The sequence below is a fragment of the Kurthia sp. YJT4 genome (assembly GCF_030219945.1).
Classification (GTDB): domain Bacteria; phylum Bacillota; class Bacilli; order Bacillales_A; family Planococcaceae; genus Kurthia; species Kurthia gibsonii.
In genome coordinates this window covers 710668-734204 of record NZ_CP126689.1, presented here as the reverse complement: position 1 = coordinate 734204, position 23537 = coordinate 710668, and the positions used below count along the sequence as shown (strand labels likewise).

The window sequence follows — 23537 nt, the reverse complement described above, 5'->3', positions numbered from 1 at the left end:
TCTACTGCTAGATGGATGTCGGGTCTAAATCGACGGTCATTAGAACACCTTTCTTCATCCAATCTGTACGGTATATCTTAATTAATTGTTTTAATACATCATGTAGTTGTGGTTCTCTTTTATATTTTATCAAACATTGATAACGATATCTATTTTGTATTCTGCTAATGGAAGCAGCAGTTGGCCCAATAATTTGTACTTGGTTCGATAGATGCTGCCCAATATATTCATGTACTAAAGACGCATACTCTGCTGCAAGCATGACATCTTCATGACTTACCTGAATTAAGACAACATAATAATACGGTGGATATGAAAAACGACGTCGAATGCGCATCTCTTGTTCATAAAAAGGTTCAAAAATTTGTTCTTTTGCTAATTCAATCGCGTAGTGTTCTGGTTCATACGATTGAATGATAACCTCACCTTGTAATTCATGTCGACCTGCACGTCCACTTACTTGTGTGAGTAATTGATACGTTTTTTCTGCTGCTCTGAAATCTGGTAAACGAAGTGATGTATCTGCACTCATAACACCGACTAATGTAATACGCGGAAAATCCAAACCTTTTGCAATCATCTGTGTACCAAGTAAGATATCTGCCTTCCCTTCACCAAAATCATTCAGCAAACGTTCATGCGCACCTTTTTGACGTGTCGTATCCACATCCATTCGAATAACGCGTGCTTCTGGGAACACTTTATAAATCTCACTCTCAATTTTCTGTGTACCCGTTCCAAAGAAGCGAATATGTTCACTTTGACATTCTGGACATTCGGTCGGAACAGGCTTTTCATCACCACAATAATGACATTTTAACTTTTCACTACTTCGGTGATATGTCATGGAGATATCGCAGTTGTCACATTGAACAACTGTACCACAATCACGACATAAGACGAATGAAGAAAATCCGCGTCGATTTAAGAACAAAACAATTTGTTCCTTTTTCTCTAATCGTTCTCTTATAGCATCTGCTAATGCTCTTGAGAACATCGAGCGATTCCCTGTATGCAATTCTTCACGCATATCTACGACTTGGACAGTCGGTAATGCTTGTGTTTTTGCACGTTGTTTCAATGTTAATAGATGATACACACCTTTTTGCGCGCGTGCAAAACTCTCTAATGCAGGTGTTGCACTTCCTAAAATAACAGGACATTGATAGTGCATACCACGCCAAATGGCTACATCGCGTGCATGATATCTCGGCGTATCTTCTTGTTTATATGTTGTTTCATGTTCTTCATCGAGTATGAGTAAACCGATATTCGTAAACGGTGCAAAAATTGCCGAACGAGCTCCTACTACTACTTTCACTTCACCACGTTGCATTTTTCGCCATTCATCATATTTTTCGCCTTGTGATAAACCACTGTGCATGACTGCCACAAGTTCACCAAAACGCGCGCGAAATCGTTCTGTCATCATCGGTGTAAGTGAAATTTCAGGTACGAGTACAACCGCTTCTTTTCCTTGATCGAGTGCATGTTGAATCGCACGCAAGTAGACTTCTGTCTTCCCACTACCTGTAATGCCATGTAGTAAGAAGGTCTCTGGTTGCTGTTCATTCATCTTCTCTGTAATCGCATCGAGCGCCACTTGTTGCTCATCCGTAAGTTGCAAAGCATAAGAAGGCGTAATCTCCTGCGTAAAAGGGTCTCGGTATAGCTCTTCTTCAACAAAATTCCCAACACCTAATTCCACAAGTGCTTTTTGAACAGAAGCGGATATAAAAATTTCATCTGCTAGGTATTGTGGTAAAAAACGCTCACCCACATGTTCCATACACCATTCAATCGCTTGCTTTTGCTTGCGTGCGCGATTAGAAAGTTCCTCATGTTTTTGCTGTAAAAAAGTAAGGTCTGCATGTACTTCAAACTTACGAATTGATTTAATACGCCCTTGTTGCTTCACAACCGTCACAATTTGTACTTGTTTAGACTTCACTGCTTTTTTCAATTCAAGTAAGAGTGCTTCCGTTTCAAATAACTTATACGGAACACGCATCTTCTTCGTAAAATGAGCTTGTAAAGACGGTGGTAACATGGATACTTCTACTAAACATTCCACTTGTTTTTCATATTTTGCTCTCAGTGCAGATGGTAGCATTGCTTGTAGTGCGTCAATTTCATAGCAAAGTGTCTGCTTTGTCATCCACTTCGCCATCTCTAACATTTCCTCTGTTAAAACAGGTTCTAAATCAAGTAATGTGGAAATCGACTTCATCTTATTCGATGCAATCTCTGTCTCCTCTGTTACAGAAATGACAAAGCCAAGTACATCGCGATGCCCAAAAGGTACTTTCACACGACTACCTGGCTCAATTAATGATTCCATCTGTTTGGGCACTTCATAATCAAATGGTCGGTCGACTGGATACGCCGCAACATCGACAATGACTTGTGCAATCATTTCATCTGGCCTTCTCGTTCTAAAATATGCAAGAGGAGTTGTTTTGCTAATGCTTCTTTTTGAAGAGACGGGAAGCTTTTCACATAATCACCATGTCCAACGAGTGTCACCGTATTTTCATCTGTTCCAAAACCGCGGTCAGTTTGTGATACATCATTCGCTACGATATAGTCTGCATTTTTCTTTTGTAGTTTACCTTGTGCATAATGAAGGACATCATTCGTTTCAGCCGCAAAACCAATCAATAATTGATGCGTCTTTTTCTCGCCTAATGTTTTTAAAATATCGGTTGTTCGCTCAAGTTCAATAACCGAGTCGCCTTCTTGCTTCTTCATCTTTTGATTCATTGCATTTTTCGGACGATAGTCTGCCACTGCGGCTGTTTTAATCGCTAAATCACTTTGTTCATAGACAGATAATACCGCTTGTAGCATATCTTCTGCACTCTCCACTTGAACAACGGTCATTCCTGTTGGTTCAGGTAAATCTACAGGCCCTGAAACAAGTGTTACATCAGCTCCTAAATCACGCGCTGCTGTCGCCATCGCATAGCCCATCTTACCAGATGAAAAATTCGTTAAATAACGTACAGGGTCAATTCGTTCACGTGTTGGTCCTGCTGTTACGACAACTTTTTTCCCTTTTAAAGGCTGTTCTTTTGGTTCAAAAAACTTTGACACAAGTGCTGTAATTTTTTCAGGTTCTTCTAAGCGCCCTTTTCCAACATAACCACATGCAAGATACCCCTCAGATGGCTCAATAAATGAATAGCCATCTTGTGCTAAACGGTCGATATTACGTAGTACAGCTGGATGGTCATACATGTGAACATTCATCGCTGGTGCAATCCATACAGGTGCAGTTGTTGCTAGTAATGTCGTCGTAATCATTTGGTCCGCAATACCATTTGCTAACTTGCCAATCATATTCGCTGTCGCTGGTGCAACTAATACGAGATCAGGCCAATCTGCTAAATCAATATGTGCAATGACAGATGAGTCTTTTTCGTCAAATGTATCATAAAAAACATCATTTTTACTCATGACTTGAAAACTAAGTGGTTGTACAAATTCCATTGCGGATTCTGACATGATGACTTTCACTTCTGCTCCAGCTTGCGTCAGTTTACTAACAAGTGCGACTGTCTTATAAACAGCAATACCACCTGTTACACAGAGCAAAATCTTTTTATTTGTTAACATATGCTTATCTCTCCTCTATGCACAATCTATCCTAAAAAAGAAGCTCCCAAAGAATAAATCTCTCTGGAAGCTTTGGGAAGAAAATTATACTTCGTCTTCGTAAATAGCTGACTCGTCTTGTTTTTCTTTCGTTAAAACGCCAGCAGCTACTTCTTCAAGAGCTTTCCCTACGTTTTTCACTGATTTATAAGAAGATAGACGCTCTTCTTTACCTTCTTGCATTGCGCGTGCACGCTTTGCAGCTAAACTTACTAAAGAATATTTTGAATCGATTTTTGTTTTTAATACATCTACTGATGGATATAACATGTAGATTATTCTCCCTTCAACATTGCTAAATATTGTTTTTCTACGCGTTCGCGGCGACAATGCTCCGCAACGACAATTGAATTAATACGGTCACACGCTAATGTAACTTCATCGTTTTCAACGACATAATCGTATAAGTTCATCATTTCAAGCTCTTTATTTGCCGCTTCAATACGGTTTGCAATAACTTCCTCCGTCTCTGTTCCACGACCGACTAAACGGTTTTGCAGTTCAGATAAACTTGGAGGCGCTAAGAAAATAAATAGACCATCTGGAACTTTTTCACGAATTTGTGTAGCACCCTGTACTTCAATTTCTAAAAATACATCGCGTCCTGCATCAAGTGTTTGGTTGACATAGTCAATCGGTGTTCCATAATAATTCCCTACATATTGAGCATACTCAAGTAACTTACCTTGCTCAATTAATGCTTCGAAATCTTCTTTTTCTTTAAAGAAGTAATCAACACCGTCCACTTCGCCTTCGCGCGGTTTACGTGTTGTCATCGAAATTGAATACTCATAATTCGTATCTGGCTGCGAAAATAGTTCCTTTCGTACAGTGCCTTTTCCGACACCCGAAGGACCTGATAAAACAATCAATAATCCACGTTCTTTTCTCATTTTGTCTCCTTCATCGTTACAAATAATTAATGATACTACTAAAAAAACAATTATTCAATATTTTGAACCTGTTCTCTCATTTTTTCAAGTACCGATTTTGCTTGAACTACTGCAATTGATGCGACAGACGATTGATTTTTAGAACCAATCGTATTAATTTCACGATGTATTTCTTGTAAGAGAAACTCTAATTTACGCCCAATTGGTTGATTGTCTCGTAGTGTTTCATCGAGTTGTTCAAAATGGCTCGACAATCGATCGAGTTCTTCCGCAATATCGACTCTTTCTGCAAACACTGCAACTTCCGTTAAAATACGGCTCTCCACTTCTTCGGAGGAAGTGATATCTTGTAGTCTTTGCAGGAGTTTTTCGCGATATTTTTCAACTGCTTGAGAAGATACGCTGCGAATCTGTTCAATCTCTTGCATCAGTTCTTGTTTGAAGCCTTGTAATGCTTCATATAATTCCTGACCCTCTCGCTCTCTCATTTGAATAAGCGCTGTTGCAGCTTCAGTTACCGCTTCACTTACTGCTTGTAAAAGTGTTTCATTGGGTATTTCATCTGATTCTACTAAAAAAGCATCTTGCAACCCTAAAATTTCTTGCATCGACCATTCCTCTTCCACAGGCAATACTTGACTTACCTGTTCTCTCGCTTCTTTATAAGCTAGAAGAACGGGAATGTTGACATTAATTTTCGGTGCTTGCTGCTCTTCTTTTTTCAAATTCACTAAAACATCTAGCTTACCTCGTGATAGTAAAGTTGATAGGAGCTTTTTTGTATGAATTTCTGCTTCCATCCATTCTTTCGGGAACTTCGTCGATACTTCTAAAAAACGATGATTCACCGAGCGAATTTCGACGGTTAATCTAAAATGTTCCGTCGTTGTGACACCCCTGCCAAATCCAGTCATACTTCGCACCAAGGTCAGTCACACCCTTCTTTGCATAATAGATTAATTATAGCATAGGTCTGTTTTATTTTGCTTGTAGTTTTATGAAGGAACGTAAAATTCTTAAACAACGAAGCATCTAAAAAAAGAAACCCTGAATTTCCGTTATTTAGCATGACAGAAATTCAGGGTGGATATTACATCGCTTCTAATTGTTTACGCAGTGCTTGTACTGCTTTTACTTCTTGTTCATTTGTTTTCTTTAACAATTGTTGTTGCGTTTGAATTGCCGCATCAATTGCTTTAATCTCTTTTGTGAAGTTGGCACCATCTTTTTTAGCTTGTAATGATGCAATAACATCATATAAGTCTTCATGTCCCATCACGCGTCCTGCACCCCATTTTAAACGGTCTGCTGGTTGATCTGTTACATAGTTTGTAAAATAGTCATATACTTCACGATCATAATCATATGCATACCAGTTATTATCTACTTTATACAATGATTCATCTAATGCTTTTGAAGCCTTCCCTTTTTCTAATGCTTGTTTAGCTTGTTGAAGTGCTTCGATATTATTTTGTGCATGTTCATGTGGGAAAATTACTTCATCTTCCCAAGTAAGACGTACAAAAGCATCTTGTGCTGATTTAAATGCTGCAAGTAAAGCATCATTTAATTGTTCATTCTCTTTATAAATACGATCGGCTTCTTTTGTATCACCTGCTGCATGAGCTTTTTCATATGAAGCATTCACTTCATCCACTTTGGCATTCAGTTCTTTCGCCACTTTTTTCGTTTCTGCTAATTCATTTAATAATGTTTTAGCGTCGACATCGCCCATCTTATAGATTTTTTCTTTCACGCTTTTTTCCATTTCATCTAGACGTGTTGTAAAGTGAAGTGGTGTCACAGCTTGTTTGTCATACGCCATCGCTAATGTACCGTACATATTCATATGATATTTCATTACTTTTTTATTGTACGTGTCATTATTATCATATTGTGAATGATAATGCGTATGCATGAACTGACTATCTTGGAAGTCATTACGGATTGCTGGAATACCGGCAATCGAGAATGAGAAGTCATCTGACCAAGTTTGTAATGGTGTTACGATGCGAATACCATCTTTATAAATTCCATCAATTGCTGGAACTGTTGGAATGAAATCTGTTAAGAAATCTTTAAATTCATATACTGAGCGAATTTCATTCGTATCCATATGTTCAAATGCAGGTAATTCAAAATTAATGTTTGCAAATGTTTGTTTTGCCCATTCTGGATGCACTTTGAAAATTTGATTGTATGCACCTGTAGACCAGTCATAACGTGAATTCGATACGCCCCATTCTTCTGCTGCTAATGCATTGAAGATGATCGTCTTATCTGGTTGATATCCACTGTCTTTCATCGCTTTCGCAATTCCTAACATTAAACCAATTGCCGAGTTATCATCTTGGAAACCATCAAAGTATGAATCATAGTGTCCTGATAATAGGATGTATTCATCTTTATGCTTTCCTTCGATTTTCCCGTAGTAGTTATATGTTTTTTGATTCATCTTCACTGTTGATTTCGCATCAAAATCAACCGTTAGTTTATTGTTGTTCTTCTTCAATGCTTTTTTTAATTCTTTTGCATCTTTTTGTGACATTGAAAATGCAGGTGCATCTTCTGGACCACAAATATCTTGTGCATTCAGTGCTGATTCATCTACTTCACCATATCCACCATTTTGTACGGCAATAACCGCTGCCGCACCTTTTAAATGCGCTTGATATGTTGGGTAGTTAATCCACCATTCTTCACGTTGATTAATATCTATTAACACCAGTTTACCTTTTACATCCAACTTCTCTAAATCATCCGCTGTTCCGCGATTTGCATACACGACTTCATACGACTTTTTACCATTTGTATTAAAGTTCGTTTGATAGCCACCTAAAACAGCTAACTGTTCTTTTCCAGATGTTGTTTTAAAAGATAAATCTGCTTTTTCAAATGTCCAAGAATCTACAGTAATCTCGTCTTTTGTTACTTCTTGTAAACCAAGTGATTTCATCTCTTTCTCAATATGCTCACCTGTTTGTAACTCTGCTTCTGAGCCTGCAGTTCTGTAACCTAACTTTTCATTCGTTTTAAATTGTTCGAGACCTTTCGCAAAGTCATAGGCGTAATTTTCATCTACTTTACTCATGAATTGTTGTTCTGTTACAACCTCTGTACTTTTTTTCTTGTCGTGTTCAGTCTCGTCTTTTTTATCGGCTGCTGTACATGCTACCAACGACGACGTAACAAGCATTCCCAGCGCTAAAACTCCAAAAAACCTTTTCATCAATCACATTCCTTTTCTATTCAAAATTTTCAAAACAAGATAATTAAACAGTATATGTCAGGAATCGTCAATCTTTTTTGAAAATTAATTTTTTAAATTCTTAAAAAAACATTTGTTTGCAATACGTGGTACACTAGATTTAACTATATGGAGTACTGACAAACTCTAGAACGAAAGAGGATTTGACTATGGCTTATGATGGTTTATTTACAATCGCAATGACAAAAGAATTACAACAACTCGTTACAGGTAGAATCGCTAAAGTGCATCAACCAAACGCACAAGAAGTCATCTTTACGATTCGTGCAAATGGAGCAAATAAAAAGTTATTATTCTCGATTCATCCAACATATGCGCGTGTACACATGACGGAACAAACAATCGAAAATCCGCCTGAACCACCGATGTTTTGCTCTTTATTGCGTAAACATGTGGAAGGTGGTTTCATCGAGACAATCGAACAGCTCGATGCAGACCGTATTTTAAAATTGACGATTTCGAGTAAGAATGAAATTGGCGATCCGATTACACGTTATATTTATGCTGAGATTATGGGACGTCATAGTAACTTAATTATGGTCGATGCAGAGACTGAAAAAATTGTGGATAGTTTGAAACACTTACCACCTGCTATGAATAGTTATCGTACGGTTCTCCCTGGTTCTATCTATATTGCACCGCCAAAACAAGATAAGTGGAATCCTGTTACAGTAACAGATGAACAACTAGCAGAATTCTTCACTGAAATTCGTGACGCAAAGGAAATCATGCAACAATTCGTTGGATTTTCTCCCCTTCACGCGAATGAATTATTATTTCGCGCGCAAGAACAACAAGTGCCAACGGTTTCCATCTTCCGCGATTTCGTGAATGAATTTGTAGTTGGTGGAACAAAACCAACGTATTTAGAACAAGGAAGAAAAGTGATTTTCTCACCAATTGATTTGCATAGCTTTGAAGAACCAAAAACCTACTACAATACATTGAGTGAATTACTCGATCGTGTATTCTTTGCACGTGCAGAACGTGATCGTGTAAAACAACAAGCAGGCGATTTAGAAAACTGGTTGCAAGCTGAGATTAATAAATTGAAGCTGAAACTAAAAAAATTAGATCAAGATTTAAAACGCGCTCAAAACTTAGATCAGTATCAATTATTTGGTGAATTATTAATGGCAAATCTTTATCAATTCGAAAAAGGTGCAAAGTCTGTTACGGTTGAAAATTACTATAGCGAAACAGGTGACAAGATTACGATTCCACTGAGTGAACGCAAAACACCGATTGAAAATGCACAGAGCTATTATGCAAAATACAATAAGTTTAAGCATGCACTTGTCAAAGTGGAAGAACAAATTCAAATTGCGACAGCAGACATTGAATACTTCGAATTACTTGCACAACAAGTTCAGCAAGCGTCTCCTGCTGACATTGAAGAAATTCGTGAAGAGTTAGCAGAACAAGGGTATATGCGCCTGAAAAAATCGAAACGTCGTAAAAAACCAGTGAAACCAACACCAGAAAAATATGTATCTTCTACAGGTGTGCCGATTTCGATTGGGAAAAATAATAAACAAAATGATTATTTAACCTTTAAAATTGCACGTAAATGGGAAACATGGTTGCACACGAAAGATATTCCTGGTTCACATGTAGTCATTCACTCAGATGATCCAGACGAACAAACAATTTTAGAAGCAGCAACACTCGCTGCATACTTCAGTAAAGCACGTGAATCTTCGTCTGTACCGGTTGACTATACAGAGGTAAAACAAGTGAAAAAGCCAAGTGGTGCAAAACCTGGTTTTGTTATTTATTTTGAACAAAAAACAGTATTTGTAACACCAGATGAAGCACTTGTGATGCAATTACAAGCAAATACTTAAATCTGAAAAAAGCCTGAGACAAAATCGTCTCAGGCTTTTTGCTTCATTATTTTGATTTCATACCAATACCTCTTTGTTCAAGAATATTTAAGATGTATTGCTTCGTGGCTTCACATTCTTCTGAGTAGTTATAATTATAAGATTCTACTAATGGTTTTGCATAGCGTTCAAATAAGGTAATCATCGTTTGGAGAGCATCTTTTTGTGCTGTACTACTGCCTATTGCATACGTCGTTCGTAATTCTTCAAAATCCTGTTCATCCATATATTCATGTAAATATTTATAAGCATTGCCTAAATTGACACGCTCTAAATGTAGTTCACTAATCGACCAAGCTATCATACGTAAAAGTTCTTCTCGTATAATTTCAAGGTGTTTCGCTGCATACATAAATTGATGACGCAATATTCCCTTTGCTACATATGTAGCTACCCATAAAAATTCATTCGTACATTCAAAAAAATCTTGCTCTGATGGTTTTTGGATAATAAAACTCTGTTCATTCGGAATGGGTTGAACTTGTAGACGATGATCTAAATCCATGACAATTTGAACAGTAGACTCCCAATTCAAGTACGCTTCAAATGCATATACGGATGCCATCTTTAAATCGATACGGCTCCCATCTTCAAATAACATTAAAAAAGGATATAACACAAAATCATTTTCTAACTGAATTGGTTCAGGTGTTTGCATAATAATACGTGGTCCAAAAGAATCTAACCACGATGATTGTTCCAGATAGTTAGGTAGATGTGTTGTAAACAGCGTAACATCTAAATCTGAATAGAGATCCTGTCGACCTGTTGCGATGGATCCTTCAATACCTACTGCACGAATATCTGGATGACTATAAATAAATTGTTGTAATACATCTTCTTTCATGAATCCTTCACGCTCCTTAAAAAAATACTCATTCATGTTCGCCCATGAATGAGTATAATTAGATGTAGAATTACATGTCGATTGTTTACATACGCTTCTTTTTCCACTATCTATAACGGAAAGAAATTCATGTATCCAATACAAAAAATCATTTTATAAATATGGTAACATCATTAAACCATTATTAACCTATTCCACTTTATAGCGATGGCGATCTATCACCCTAAATAGATCAACTATGAAAAATATGCACTGCCATTTTCAAATGATTTATCACTGTAAAAAATTTAAACGGTACAAGCGATTATTTTTCTCGCCTAGTGGCTATTTCACCTCCCCCTCATTTTACCTTCCTACATACGTTACCCCATAAATCCTAATTAATAACTTTTTATCCTTTCGTCCCATAAAAAAGTATTGAAATCACCTTTATTCTATGCTTATGGAAATTCTAGTCCTTTAGTTATGAATATAAAAAGTAAATCTACTACATAATTTCTTTCACTTTTAACAAAATAACATTCCCACTTGGATCTTTTACAAAAAATCCATTTGTTGCTTCTTGCATTAAAATAAATTGTTTTATATGGTCTCTTGCCTTTTGAAGTGCATCTTCTGTTGGTAATGCCAACACAATATGATGAAGTCCTGTGTGCATAGCTACTGGGTGTGTAATATCTGAACCCGACCAAATATTCCCTGCTAATTGATGATGGTAATCACTTGATGATACGAAAAAGACATGTTCCTCTAATTCCTTCAACTCAAAACCTAAAATATCTGTGTAAAAATCAACACATTCTTCCATACGATCTAATCGCAAGTGGACATGCCCAATTACTGTGCCTAAAGGTAATCCACCATCTGTTGTAAAATCTGCTAATGGTGCAAGCTCTTTAAAATTTAAAGGGTGATTCACGCCTCTTTCATGATTGCCCCACTGTATTTGCGGACGATCTGCATAAATTTCAATTCCATTCCCTTCTAAATCATGGATATAAAACGATTCATTATAACCATGATCACTGGCACTATCTAAACGTGAGATTGGTATTATTTTGTCAAAATGCGGCAAAACTTTCACTTGTTCCTCGGGACTATCAATCGGTTCTTTATTTTGTAGTATATGAAAGAATTTAGTGGCGAAAGCTTCTCTACTCGGTAAGAGTAAAGCAAAGTGAAAGAGTCCTGTTCCTTTTGATGGTTGTTCTTTTTCAGCTACTTTTCGCATCTCGATTAAAATATGATTGTCAATTCCTAAAAACGCTTCTTCTTGTGTGCGCTTAATACATTTTAATCCTACTACTCGTTCATAAAATGCAATTTGACGCGTTAAGTCTTTTACTTTTAATACAACACGTTCAATGATTGTCTGTTCATCTAGTTTGAATGTTTCCATACTACCTCACCCTTTAAGCCGACTTTATTCGTTGACTTTATCTTCTATCGAATCTCTTTATTTTGTCAAATAAAAAATCATTTTTCCATTACGTCTTATACGCAAAAGAAAAATGATTTTTGACTAATCCTCTTGATCATAGCCACCATTTAAAATAAATGCATTCTCAAGATCAACTAATTTATTTAAACGAATACCTTCGATAATCCAAACAATTCCTAGAATTATGAATACGTATAAACCAACTGCTAAGAATGACAAAATAAATGTAAAGAAGCCAAGTGACATAATTGCTAAACCACTACCCATACGATTTAAATAAATGCGATGCGCACCGAAAAATAAACCTAAAAATAACCATAAAACCCAAGCAACTTTTTTACTTTTTAAAGCCGGAGCTGTATCTGTCATTATGTAACCTCCTTTGAACATACATAGTCCCTTTCATCTTAATCCTTTTTTATAAAAAAAGATATGGATTCTACTCGTCGTTCACAAGAATTACGAATTTTGTCACGTTCTTTTTCGAAAAAAGGGTGAAGTACTTTATAAGCACTCCCCCTCTACTATTCAATTATTTTAAGTTACCTGCTTTTAAATCTTTATACCAAGTAAGTAAGCCCGGGATATCTTCTTTTTGAATTGCACCTGTTTCTTCTGCTGCTTCTACAAGTGCTTCAAAATCAGATAAGCTATAGTATGGTACGCCTGCTTTTTCGAAGTTCTCAATCGCTGCTGGTAATAAATAAGAGTACACTGATACAACACCTAGTACTTCTGCACCTTCACGATTTAATGCTTCAACTGCATTAATTGAAGAACCGCCTGTTGATACGATGTCTTCGATTACAACAACTTTTGCACCTTCTTGAAACTTACCTTCTGTTTGCTTTCCGCGACCATGACCTTTTGGTTTTGAACGAACATATACCATTGGTTGTTCCAAAATATCCGCCACCCATGCAGCGTGTGGAATACCTGCTGTTGCTGTACCTGCCACTACTTCACATGTTGGGAATTTCTCTTGAATTAATGCTGCTAATCCTTGTGCGATTGTTTTACGCACTGTTGGATATGAAATTGTTAGACGTGTATCACAGTAAATTGGTGATTTAATACCTGATGCCCATGTGAATAAATCATGTGGACGTAATTCTACTGCTCCTGCCTCTAACATGCCTTTTGCTACTTCGTGTTGAATCGCCATTATGCGTTGCCTCCCCATAGTTGCTGTACTGTATGATATGCTTCGACTGGATTTTCAGCCTTTGTAATTGCACGACCTACAACGATTTGTGTAGAACCTTCTGATTTTGCGAAATCTGGTGTTGCTACACGTTTTTGATCGTGTGATTCGCCGCCCGCTAAACGAATTCCTGGTGTTACTTTAAAGAATGTTTTGCCACAAGCGTCTTCGATTCCTTTTGCTTCTAATACAGAACATACAACGCCATCTAATCCTGCTTCTTTTGCTAATACGGCATAGTTAATCACCGACGCATCTAAGCTTGTTAAAATATTTTGTTCTTTTTGCATTTGTTCTTCTGTTGTAGAAGTTAACTGTGTTACTGCAATAAGCGCTGGACGTTCTTGACCAACCGGTGTGCCTTCAATCAGACCTTCCATTGCAGCTTGCATCATCTGTGAACCGCCTGCTGCATGAACATTTACAAGATTTACACCTAGCTTTGCTAGACCTTTCATTGCTGATTTCACTGTATTTGGAATATCATGTAGTTTTAAATCAAGAAAGATGTCATGTCCCATCTCTTTAATTGTTTGGATAATAGCTGGACCTTCTTGATAATATAACTCCATGCCTACTTTGACAAAAAGTTTTTCATTAAATTGTTCTAGAAATTCGATTACTTCCACTTTACTTGATAAATCAAGTGCGATAATTGGATTTGTATTCATTAACGGTGACTCCTTCCGATTACTTCTGAAATGTGTGCATAACCTAGCTCGTCTAGCTTAGCTGGTAATTGCTCAATGATGTTTGGACAAACAAAATGATCAACAAAGTTTGCTGTCCCTACTGCGACTGCGCTTGCACCTGCTGATAAGAAGTCAATGACATCTTGTGCATCGGCAACGCCGCCCATACCGATAATCGGAATATTTACTGCTTGGCTTACTTCATATACCATACGAATCGCTACTGGTTTGACTGCTGGTCCTGATAAACCACCTGTACCATTTGCAATAACAGGTTTCCCTGTTTTTTCGTGTAGACGCATACCTACTAATGTATTAATCATCGTAATACCATCTGCACCGCCTGCTTCTACTGCTTTCGCAATATCTACAACACTCGTTACATTTGGTGATAATTTCACATAGACAGGTACACTTGACACTGCTTTGACTGCCGCTGTTAATTCTTTTGCTGTTTGAGGATCTGTACCGAATTGAATCCCGCCACATTTAACGTTTGGACAAGAGATGTTCAATTCAAGTGCATGTACGTTTGGCGCTTTAGAAATGCGCTTTGCCACCTCTACATAATCTTCTGTTTCTGTACCAGCTACATTTGCAATAATTGGCACATCATATTTTTCTAACCATGGTAACTCATGTTCTAACACATGTTCTAAACCTGGGTTTTGTAGACCGATAGCATTCAACATACCTGCTGAAGTTTCAGCTACACGTGGTGTTGGATTCCCACGACGTGTTTCAAGTGTTGTTGCCTTAATCATAATGGCACCTAGCTTTGATAGATCGTATAACTGCGCATACTCTTGACCGAAGCCGAAGCAACCTGAAGCTGGCATAATTGGGTTTTTAAGCGACAACCCTGGTAATTCGATATTTAAACGATTGCTCACAGTGCGACAACTCCTTTCGGGAATACAGGTCCATCTGAACATACTTTTTTGTAATCACCGTCTGTTGTGTCGCAAATACAAGCGTAGCAAGCACCGATACCACAGCCCATACGTTCTTCAAATGATAGGAAACCTTTTTTCTCTGGATAGAATTTTTCTAAAGCACTTAACATCGGTAATGGTCCACAGCTATAAAATACATCAAACTCTGGTTTTACCTCTGCTAATAAATCCGTTACAAAACCTTTTGTGCCTTGTGTACCGTCAGCTGTCACGATATATGTATCGCCTAGCGCTTGGAACTGTTGTTCATAGAATACATTCGCTGCTGATTGGAAACCAAGTACATGGATGGTTTTAACGCCACGTTCATTTAATCTCTTTGATAGCTCATAGAGAGGAGGTACACCAATACCCCCACCTACTAATAGAGCTGTTTCACCAGGTGCAGCTTCTTCGATTGGAAAACCATTTCCTAACGGTCCAAGAACATCCACTTCATCTCCGGCTTTTTTCGTAGACAATATTTTCGTTCCTTTTCCGCCTGCACGGTAAATCATTTTAAACTGCATTGCATCGTGATCAATTTCCGCGATACTGATAGGTCTTCTTAAAGAAGGCTCGTAGTGGTCTTCTACACGGATATGAACAAATTGTCCAGGCTCTTTCATTTCAAGTGTGAGTTGACCAATTAAAGTCAGCTCAAAAATATCATCTGCTATCTGCTTTTGACGAACTACTTTCATACGTTCTTGTTGGATCATGGTTTCGTGCACCTCCGCTTTTTTTACATTTGTTCTGCTGTGAATGTCATTGATTCAATTACTCGTAAGATTGCTTCTGCTGTATCAAGTGAAGTTAAGCAAGCTACACCGTTTTCTACTGATTCACGACGAATTCGGAATCCGTCACGTGCTGGTTGCTTCCCTTTTGTTAATGTGTTGATAACAAGCTGTGCATTACCTTTTTGAATCACATCTAATAATGTTGGGCCGTTTGAGCCGATTTTATCAACTACTTGTACTTGTACACCTGCTTCTTCAAGTGCTGCCGCAGTACCTGGTGTTGCTAAAATGCTATAACCGATATTAACAAAACGTTTTGCTAATTCTGTTGCTTCTTCTTTATCTTTATCTGATACAGTCATTAATACTGAACCATGATCTTCAATCTTCATACCTGCTGCAACGAAACCTTTGTATAATGCTTTTTCAAGTGTTGAGTCTTTACCCATAACTTCACCCGTTGATTTCATTTCAGGTCCTAATGTTGTATCAACACGACGAAGTTTTGCAAAGCTGAATACTGGAACTTTTACAAATACGCCGTCTTTAATAGGTGCTAATCCTACTGGGTATCCTTGGTCTACAATCGATTGACCTAAGATTGCTTTTGTCGCAACATTTGCCATTGGAATGTTTGTGATCTTACTTAAGAATGGCACTGTACGTGAAGCACGTGGGTTGACTTCGATTACGTAAACAACGTCATCTGAGATAACATATTGGATGTTCATTAATCCTTTAATGTTTAAACCTTTTGCTAAACGTGTTGTGTAGTCTACTAATGTGTCGATATGTTTTTGTGATAAATCTTGTGTTGGATACACAGCGATTGAGTCACCTGAGTGAACACCTGCGCGCTCAATGTGTTCCATGATACCAGGGATACATACATTTTCGCCGTCACAGATTGCATCGACTTCAATCTCTTTACCTGTTAAGTAACGGTCGATTAATACTGGATGTTCTGGTGAAGCTTCTACTGCTGTCGCCATGTAGTGCTCAAGTTCTGGCGTGTTATAAACAATCTCCATCGCACGACCGCCTAATACATATGAAGGACGAACAAGTACAGGGTAACCGATTTCCTCAGCAATTGCTACAGCGTCTGGTGTGTTTGTAGCTGTTTTACCAAGTGGTTGTGGAATACCAATTTCGTGTAATGCTGCTTCAAAACGGTCACGTGATTCTGCACGGTCGATATCATCTAATGATGTACCTAAGATTTTAACGCCGCGTGCTTCTAGTTTATCTGCTAAGTTGATTGCTGTTTGACCACCGAATTGAACAACAACGCCTTTTGGTTGTTCTAAATCAACGATGTGCATAACATCTTCAATTGTTAATGGTTCAAAGTATAGTTTATCTGAGATTGAGAAGTCTGTAGATACAGTTTCAGGGTTTGAGTTGATGATGATTGCCTCATATCCTGCTTCTTGAATCGCCCATACAGAGTGTACTGTTGCATAGTCAAATTCTACACCTTGTCCGATACGAATTGGACCTGAACCAAGTACGATTACAGATTCACGATCTGTTTTGATTGATTCGTTTTCATCGCCATATGTTCCGTAGAAGTATGGTGTTTCTGATTCGAATTCTGCTGCACATGTATCAACCATTTTATAAACTGGGATAATGCCATGTTCTTTACGGAAGTCATATACTTCTTCTTCTTTCATGCCCCATAATTTTGCGATTGTTTCATCTGCAAAACCAATTTTCTTCGCATGACGTAATGTTTCGACGTCTTTTACATTGTTACGAAGTACTTCTTCATAATCTACAATGTTTTTAAATTTATTTAAGAAGAATAAATCAATTTGTGACCATTCATGGATTTGCTCGATTGTAACACCGCGGCGTAATGCTTCTCCTAAGAAGAATAAGCGCTCATCGCCTGCTTTTGTAATACGTTTTTGAATCCACTCATCTGTTAATTCTTCTGCATGTTTCATTTCAAGATGCTTGTGTCCTGTTTCAAGTGAACGAACTGCTTTTAACATCGCTTCTTCAAAGTTACGACCAATCGCCATAACCTCACCTGTTGCTTTCATCTGTGTTCCAAGATTACGTTTTGCACCTTCGAACTTATCGAATGGCCAGCGTGGAATTTTCGCTACAATGTAGTCAAGTGCTGGTTCGAAACAAGCGTATGTTTTACCTGTTACTGGGTTAATCATCTCATCTAATGTTAAACCTACTGCAATTTTCGCTGCTAATTTAGCAATTGGGTAACCCGTTGCTTTTGAAGCAAGTGCTGATGAACGTGATACACGTGGGTTTACTTCGATAATGTAGTAGTTGAAGCTGTGTGGATCAAGTGCTAACTGTACGTTACATCCACCTTCAATTCCTAATGCACGAATGATTTTTAATGATACATTACGTAACATTTGGTATTCGCGGTCTGATAATGTTTGAGACGGTGCAACTACGATTGAGTCACCTGTGTGAATCCCTACAGGGTCAACGTTCTCCATGTTACATACAACGATTGCATTATCTTTTGAATCACGCATTACTTCATACTCAATCTCTTTATAACCTGCAATTGACTTTTCAAGTAGACATTGTGTTACAGGTGAGTATTTTAAACCAGAAGCAACGATTTCGTGAAGTTCTTGTTCGTTTTCACAAATACCGCCGCCTGTTCCACCAAGTGTAAATGCTGGACGAACGATTACAGGGTAACCAACTTGGTCTACGAAAGCTTGTGCTTCTTCCACTGTGTGAATGATTTCTGATTCTGGTGTTGGTACATCTAGTTCATACATTAAGTTACGGAATAAATCACGGTCTTCTGCTTGGTGAATCGCATCTAATTTTGTTCCTAAGATTTCGATATTTAGTTCATCAAGAATTCCTGAATTATGTAGCTCAATTGCCATATTCAGACCTGTTTGACCACCTAATGTTGGTAGAATTGCATCTGGACGTTCTTTACGAAGAATACGTGATACGAACTCTAAGCTGATTGGCTCGATGTAAACTTTATCAGCAATTTCTGTATCTGTCATAATTGTTGCTGGATTTGAGTTGATTAGAATAACGCGGTAACCTTCTTCTTTAAGAGATAAACAAGCTTGTGTACCTGCGTAGTCAAATTCTGCGGCTTGTCCAATAACAATTGGACCTGAACCGATTACTAAAATGGATTGAATGTCTTGGCGTTTAGGCATGTTGTGATTGCTCCTTCCCAGCGTGTGTATTCATTAATTCGATAAATTCGTCAAATAAGTGATTTGAATCTTCTGGTCCCGGTGATGCTTCTGGGTGATATTGCACTGTGAATACAGGATGTACTTTATGGCGTATTCCTTCAACTGTACCGTCATTTAGTGCAACATGTGTAATTTCTAAATCTGTTCCTTCTAATGAATCTGGGTCAACTGCGTAACCATGATTTTGAGACGTTAATTCTGTACGACCTGTTTTTAAGTCTTTAACTGGATGGTTTGCACCGCGGTGACCGAATTTTAGTTTGAATGAGTCTGCGCCACTTGCTAGAGCGAATAATTGGTGACCTAAGCAAATACCGAAGATTGGCAATTGTCCGATTAGTGCTTTGATTGTTTCAACTGCTTCTGGTACATCTTTTGGATCCCCAGGTCCATTCGATAACATAATACCGTCTGGATTATATGATAGAATTTCTTCTGCTGTTGTATTGTAAGGTACAACGACTACGTCACAATCACGTTTGTTTAATTCGCGTAAGATACCATGTTTCATACCGAAGTCCATTAAGACTACTTTTTTACCGCGACCTGGTGATGGATAAGCTGATTTTGTCGATACTTGCTCAACTTGGTTTGTTGGGAATGTTGTATTTTGTAGGCGTGTTACTACTTCTTCTACATTTACTTCTTCGCCAACAGCTGTAATATAGCCCTTTACAGAACCTTCTGTACGAATCATACGTGTTAATTTACGCGTATCAATCCCTTCAATTCCAGGGATATTTTTTTGTTTACAAAATTCATCAACTGTACGCTCTGAACGGAAATTTGATGGTGTTTTTGCTAGTTCTTGTACAACGAAACCTTTAATTGCTGGAGCAATTGTTTCAAAGTCATCACGGTTCATGCCGTAGTTCCCGATTAGTGGGTATGTCATGGTTACAATTTGACCGCAGAATGATGGGTCTGTCATTGTTTCTTGGTAACCTGTCATCCCTGTTGTGAATACTACTTCACCGTCTGATCCATTATCGCTACCAAATGCTGTTCCTTCAAATACTTCGCCATTTTCTAAAATTAATTTTCTCGTTGTCATTGTGCATCCTCCCAAACGATTTGTCCGTTATAAATTGTCATCACTGGCCAACCTTGTGCTGTCCAGCCGTTGAACGGTGTGTTGCGACCCATTGATACAAAGCCTTCTGCATGAATTTGTTGCTCTTTTTCTAAGTCAATTAAGACTAAATCTGCTGAAGCGCCAACTTCAATTTTACCGTATGGCAATTTGAAGATTTCTGCTGGTTTTGTTGCCATCCACTCAATTAATTGTTGTAGTGTCCACTTACCTGTTTTTACAAAGTGTGTGTACAGTAATGGGAAGGCCGTTTCAAAACCAACGATACCGAATGGTGCACCAACCATACCACAGCATTTTTCTTCTACTGTATGTGGCGCGTGGTCTGTTGCGATACAATCGATTGTACCGTCAAGTAATGCTGCATGTAATGAATCCTTATCTTCAATTGCACGTAAAGGAGGGTTCATCTTCCAGTTTGCATCATCTGATGGAATATCCATCTCTTCTAATAGTAAGTGATGTGGACAAACTTCTGCTGTTACATGAATGCCTGCTGCTTTTGCATCGCGTACAGCACGTACTGATTCTTTTGTTGATACGTGACATACGTGATAGTGAGCGCCTGCTGCTTCCGCAAGAAGTACGTCGCGTGCAATTTGTACAGATTCACAGATTGAAGGAATACCTGGTAAACCTAATTCTTTATTACGTGTTCCTTCATGCATAACACCGTCATAGATTAATGAGTTATCTTCACAATGTGCGACAACTGTCATACCGATTGCAGCTGCATCTTTCATTTGTTCATACATTGTTGCTGCTTCTTGTACGCCAACGCCGTCATCTGAAAATGCGACTGCACCATGTGCTTTTAATGCTGCTAGATCGGTACGCTCATCACCTGACTGTGCCACTGTTAATGAACCGTATGGTAGCACGCGAATCACTGCGCGTTCTTCGATTAATTGATTAATCATGTCTAAATGCTCTACTGAATCAGGTACTGGGTTTGTATTTGGCATCGCGCAAATTGTTGTGAAACCACCCTTTGCTGCCGATGCAGAACCCGTTGCGATTGTTTCTTTATGCTCATAACCTGGTTCGCGTAGATGTGTATGTACATCGACAAACCCTGGAGATACGACAAGTCCTTTACCATCAATTACTTCTGCACCTTCTACCGTAATCGTCGATTGGATGTCTGCTACTTTTCCATCTTCCATTAAGATATCCACTTGCTGTAATTCGCCTTGCTCGTTTAACATTTGTACATTTTTTAATAGTTTTGTCATGTTAATCTCTCCCCTTTAAAATTTGCTCCATGATCGCCATACGAATGTATAAACCATTTTTCATTTGTGCGAAGATTCTTGAGCGCTCACATTCTACTAATGATGAATCGATTTCTACACCGCGATTAATTGGTGCAGGGTGCATGATGATTGCACCATCCTTCATTTGCTTTTCACGTTCAACCGTTAAACCGTATTGTGCATGATAACTCTCTGTTGTGAACCCTTCATATGCTGCATCACGTTCATGTTGTACGCGCAGTAACATAATCACGTCGCTCGTTTCGATTTGTTGATCCCACTCATGTTGTGCGTTAAACTCACCTTGCCATTCTGGTGGGCATACAAAGTGCACATCTGCGCCCAACTTTTCAAGTGCAATCGCATCTGACTTCGCTACACGACTATGTGAAATATCACCTGCAATCGTTACTTGTACGCCTTCAAATCGTCCAAACTCTTTATAAATCGTATATAAATCAAGTAGTGATTGTGATGGATGTTGTCCTGCTCCGTCTCCTGCATTGACAATCGCTACGTCTAACCCTTCTAGTAACTCTTCATAATACGCATCTTGTTTATGTCGAATAACAACTGCGTCAATTCCGCTCTGCTGAATTGTTTTTACTGTGTCGTATAAAGTTTCTCCCTTTAATACACTTGAAAAGCCTGTATCAAATGGAATGACTGTCGCTCCTACACGACGCTCTGCCACTTCAAATGATGTTTTCGTACGTGTACTTGGCTCAAAAAAGAGGTTTGCAACAAAGTATTCTTTCTCTAGTTGTGGTTGTGCGCCCGCCTCGAATTCAGCCGCTCTGTTTAAAATCGTCATAATTTCTTCTGTTGATACTTCATCCATTGACAGTAAGTTTTTCATTTCTGCAGATCCTCCTCATTTTTCATAAGAAAAGCCTCCCTAAATTTGGTTAGGGAGGCTTAAGATGGGTATGACAAGGTAGAGAGGTAGTGTATAGACTACTTCCGTACAAATCACAGCACCCTTCTTTGCCTCTCTGGGCAATCTTTAAAAGGTTATTTATTATTTATTTTTCAAGTTGTTTTTCACGTTCTTCTTCTGCTTGTAACTCAATATCTGGCTGTGCTTTACCTGGTAAGATGACATTTAAAATCACACCGACGATTGCTGCTAAAGCCATACCTTCGATTGCAAAGTTGTAACCTTCAATACCAAATGCATTTTGCCATAAAATCTTACCGCCACCGATTCCTAAAATTAAGATTACAGAAGCGATTACTAAGTTACGTTTATGATCAAAGTCGATTTTGTTTTCGACTAACATACGTAGACCAGATGAAGCGATAATACCGAATAATAGGATTGATACACCACCAAGTACTGGTGTTGGGATTGTGCTTACAAGTGCCATTAACTTACCTGAGAATGATAGTAACATAGCGAATACTGCCGCACCGCCGATGACCCATACGCTGAATACACGTGTTAATACTAATACACCAATGTTTTCGCCATATGTTGTTTTAGGAGGTCCTCCGACTAATGCTGAAAGGAATGTACCTAGCCCATCACCTAGTAATGAACGATTTAGACCAGGATTTTTAATATAGTTACGTTTTACAATTTTACCTAATACTAATTGGTGACCAATATGTTCTGAAATCGTTACGATAACAATCGGCACCATCGCAAGAATGATCGTTGGTGTGAAGTGAATCGCATAGTCTACACCAGGAATTAAGAAGTTTGGTGCTGCAACCCATGGCGCATCAACTACTTTTGAAAAGTTGATAAAGTTTGTACCTGCAATTTTGTCTGAAATTAATGCTGCTACATAACCTGCAATTAAGCCAAGTAAGATTGGCATTGTACTTACTACACCTTTAATGAAGTTGTTCACTAAGATGGCTGCTGCTAATGTAATCAGCGCAATGATGAAATACGATGCATGATACACTTTTGTACCGTTTTGTAATGTTTCATTCATTGACATATCTACAGCGGTTGCTGCTAAACCTAAACCGATAACCATAATAACAGGTGCTACAACGATTGGCGGTAATAAACGCATTAACCATTTATAACCTGTTTTCCAAATAACTAGTGCAACTATACCGTATGTCACACCGACTAGCATGGCGCCTAGCATAGCTCCACCTGGTCCGCCAAATGACTTTGTTGCAACAATCATTGGTGCGATAAATGCAAATGATGATCCTAAGTATGCTGGAACTTGAAAGCGTGTAATTAATAAGAAGAATAATGTCGCAACGCCACTTGTTAAAAGTGCGATTGCTGGTGATAAACCTGTTAATGTTGGAACAAGGATTGTTGAACCAAACATCGCAAACATATGTTGTAAACTAAGTGTTAAAAGCTGGCTCGTTTTCGGCTTGTCGTTAATATCTAATACTGCATTTGTCATATCTATAATGTCCTCAC

At 38.3% G+C, this 23537-nt stretch carries 19 protein-coding genes; 1 reads left to right on the top strand and 18 read right to left on the bottom strand.

The window, feature by feature from the left end; genetic code table 11:
- Window positions 1–7: 7 nt before the first annotated feature.
- From priA to QN089_RS03455, 6 genes are all read right to left on the bottom strand, one after another.
- Complete coding sequence (gene priA, locus QN089_RS03480; RefSeq protein ID WP_285215970.1) at window positions 8–2416, bottom strand: primosomal protein N'; 2409 nt, start codon at window positions 2414–2416, stop codon at window positions 8–10.
- On the bottom strand, window positions 2413–3618 hold the full coding sequence (gene coaBC, locus QN089_RS03475; protein WP_285215969.1) for a bifunctional phosphopantothenoylcysteine decarboxylase/phosphopantothenate--cysteine ligase CoaBC: 1206 nt from the start codon (window positions 3616–3618) through the stop codon (window positions 2413–2415). Before coaBC ends, priA begins: the two co-directional genes overlap by 4 nt.
- An 84-nt stretch (window positions 3619–3702) precedes the next feature.
- Window positions 3703–3927, bottom strand: coding sequence for a DNA-directed RNA polymerase subunit omega (rpoZ, locus tag QN089_RS03470; protein WP_068455013.1), 225 nt, complete (start codon window positions 3925–3927; stop codon window positions 3703–3705).
- Window positions 3928–3932: 5 nt separating this feature from the next.
- The gene (gene gmk / locus QN089_RS03465; RefSeq protein ID WP_068455018.1) at window positions 3933–4550 is read right to left on the bottom strand and encodes a guanylate kinase; all 618 of its coding nucleotides are present in this window, start codon (window positions 4548–4550) and stop codon (window positions 3933–3935) included.
- Window positions 4551–4600: 50 nt separating this feature from the next.
- Complete coding sequence (locus tag QN089_RS03460; RefSeq protein WP_350310918.1) at window positions 4601–5464, bottom strand: YicC/YloC family endoribonuclease; 864 nt, start codon at window positions 5462–5464, stop codon at window positions 4601–4603.
- A 176-nt stretch (window positions 5465–5640) separates the two neighbouring features.
- On the bottom strand, window positions 5641–7779 hold the full coding sequence (locus QN089_RS03455) for a M28 family peptidase (protein ID WP_285215967.1): 2139 nt from the start codon (window positions 7777–7779) through the stop codon (window positions 5641–5643).
- A gap of 188 nt (window positions 7780–7967) precedes the next feature.
- On the opposite strand from QN089_RS03455, the gene QN089_RS03450 reads away from it, so the two are divergent.
- Entirely contained in the window at window positions 7968–9665 is a 1698-nt protein-coding gene (locus QN089_RS03450; RefSeq protein WP_285215966.1) for an Rqc2 family fibronectin-binding protein, read from the top strand.
- A gap of 46 nt (window positions 9666–9711) precedes the next feature.
- Here QN089_RS03450 and QN089_RS03445 read toward each other — a convergent pair whose 3' ends face one another.
- From QN089_RS03445 to QN089_RS03390, 12 genes are all read right to left on the bottom strand, one after another.
- Window positions 9712–10551, bottom strand: coding sequence for an aminoglycoside 6-adenylyltransferase (locus tag QN089_RS03445; protein ID WP_285215965.1), 840 nt, complete (start codon window positions 10549–10551; stop codon window positions 9712–9714).
- A gap of 487 nt (window positions 10552–11038) precedes the next feature.
- Complete coding sequence (locus QN089_RS03440; RefSeq protein ID WP_285215964.1) at window positions 11039–11950, bottom strand: VOC family protein; 912 nt, start codon at window positions 11948–11950, stop codon at window positions 11039–11041.
- Window positions 11951–12073: 123 nt separating this feature from the next.
- Window positions 12074–12361 carry a TM2 domain-containing protein gene (locus QN089_RS03435; RefSeq protein WP_068455031.1) on the bottom strand — a complete coding sequence of 96 codons (288 nt, stop codon included), beginning with the start codon at window positions 12359–12361 and terminating at the stop codon, window positions 12074–12076.
- Window positions 12362–12524: 163 nt separating this feature from the next.
- Window positions 12525–13157: an orotate phosphoribosyltransferase gene (gene pyrE / locus QN089_RS03430; protein WP_087682424.1), complete on the bottom strand. Its 633-nt coding sequence runs from the start codon at window positions 13155–13157 to the stop codon at window positions 12525–12527.
- Window positions 13157–13867, bottom strand: coding sequence for an orotidine-5'-phosphate decarboxylase (pyrF, locus tag QN089_RS03425; protein WP_285215963.1), 711 nt, complete (start codon window positions 13865–13867; stop codon window positions 13157–13159). Before pyrF ends, pyrE begins: the two co-directional genes overlap by 1 nt.
- Window positions 13867–14781 carry a dihydroorotate dehydrogenase gene (locus QN089_RS03420; RefSeq protein ID WP_285215962.1) on the bottom strand — a complete coding sequence of 305 codons (915 nt, stop codon included), beginning with the start codon at window positions 14779–14781 and terminating at the stop codon, window positions 13867–13869. Before QN089_RS03420 ends, pyrF begins: the two co-directional genes overlap by 1 nt.
- Window positions 14778–15545, bottom strand: coding sequence for a dihydroorotate dehydrogenase electron transfer subunit (locus tag QN089_RS03415; protein ID WP_422393535.1), 768 nt, complete (start codon window positions 15543–15545; stop codon window positions 14778–14780). Before QN089_RS03415 ends, QN089_RS03420 begins: the two co-directional genes overlap by 4 nt.
- A gap of 23 nt (window positions 15546–15568) precedes the next feature.
- The gene (gene carB, locus QN089_RS03410; protein ID WP_087682420.1) at window positions 15569–18745 is read right to left on the bottom strand and encodes a carbamoyl-phosphate synthase large subunit; all 3177 of its coding nucleotides are present in this window, start codon (window positions 18743–18745) and stop codon (window positions 15569–15571) included.
- Window positions 18738–19841, bottom strand: a complete 1104-nt coding sequence (locus tag QN089_RS03405) for a carbamoyl phosphate synthase small subunit (RefSeq protein ID WP_285215960.1) — start codon at window positions 19839–19841, stop codon at window positions 18738–18740. The genes carB and QN089_RS03405 overlap by 8 nt, the downstream gene beginning before the upstream one ends.
- A complete protein-coding gene (locus tag QN089_RS03400) occupies window positions 19838–21115 on the bottom strand; it encodes a dihydroorotase (protein ID WP_285215959.1) in 1278 nt (425 codons plus the stop codon). Before QN089_RS03400 ends, QN089_RS03405 begins: the two co-directional genes overlap by 4 nt.
- A gap of 1 nt (window position 21116) precedes the next feature.
- A complete protein-coding gene (locus tag QN089_RS03395) occupies window positions 21117–21995 on the bottom strand; it encodes an aspartate carbamoyltransferase catalytic subunit (protein WP_141272728.1) in 879 nt (292 codons plus the stop codon).
- Window positions 21996–22161: 166 nt separating this feature from the next.
- Entirely contained in the window at window positions 22162–23520 is a 1359-nt protein-coding gene (locus QN089_RS03390; protein ID WP_285215958.1) for a uracil-xanthine permease family protein, read from the bottom strand.
- Window positions 23521–23537 lie beyond the last annotated feature (17 nt).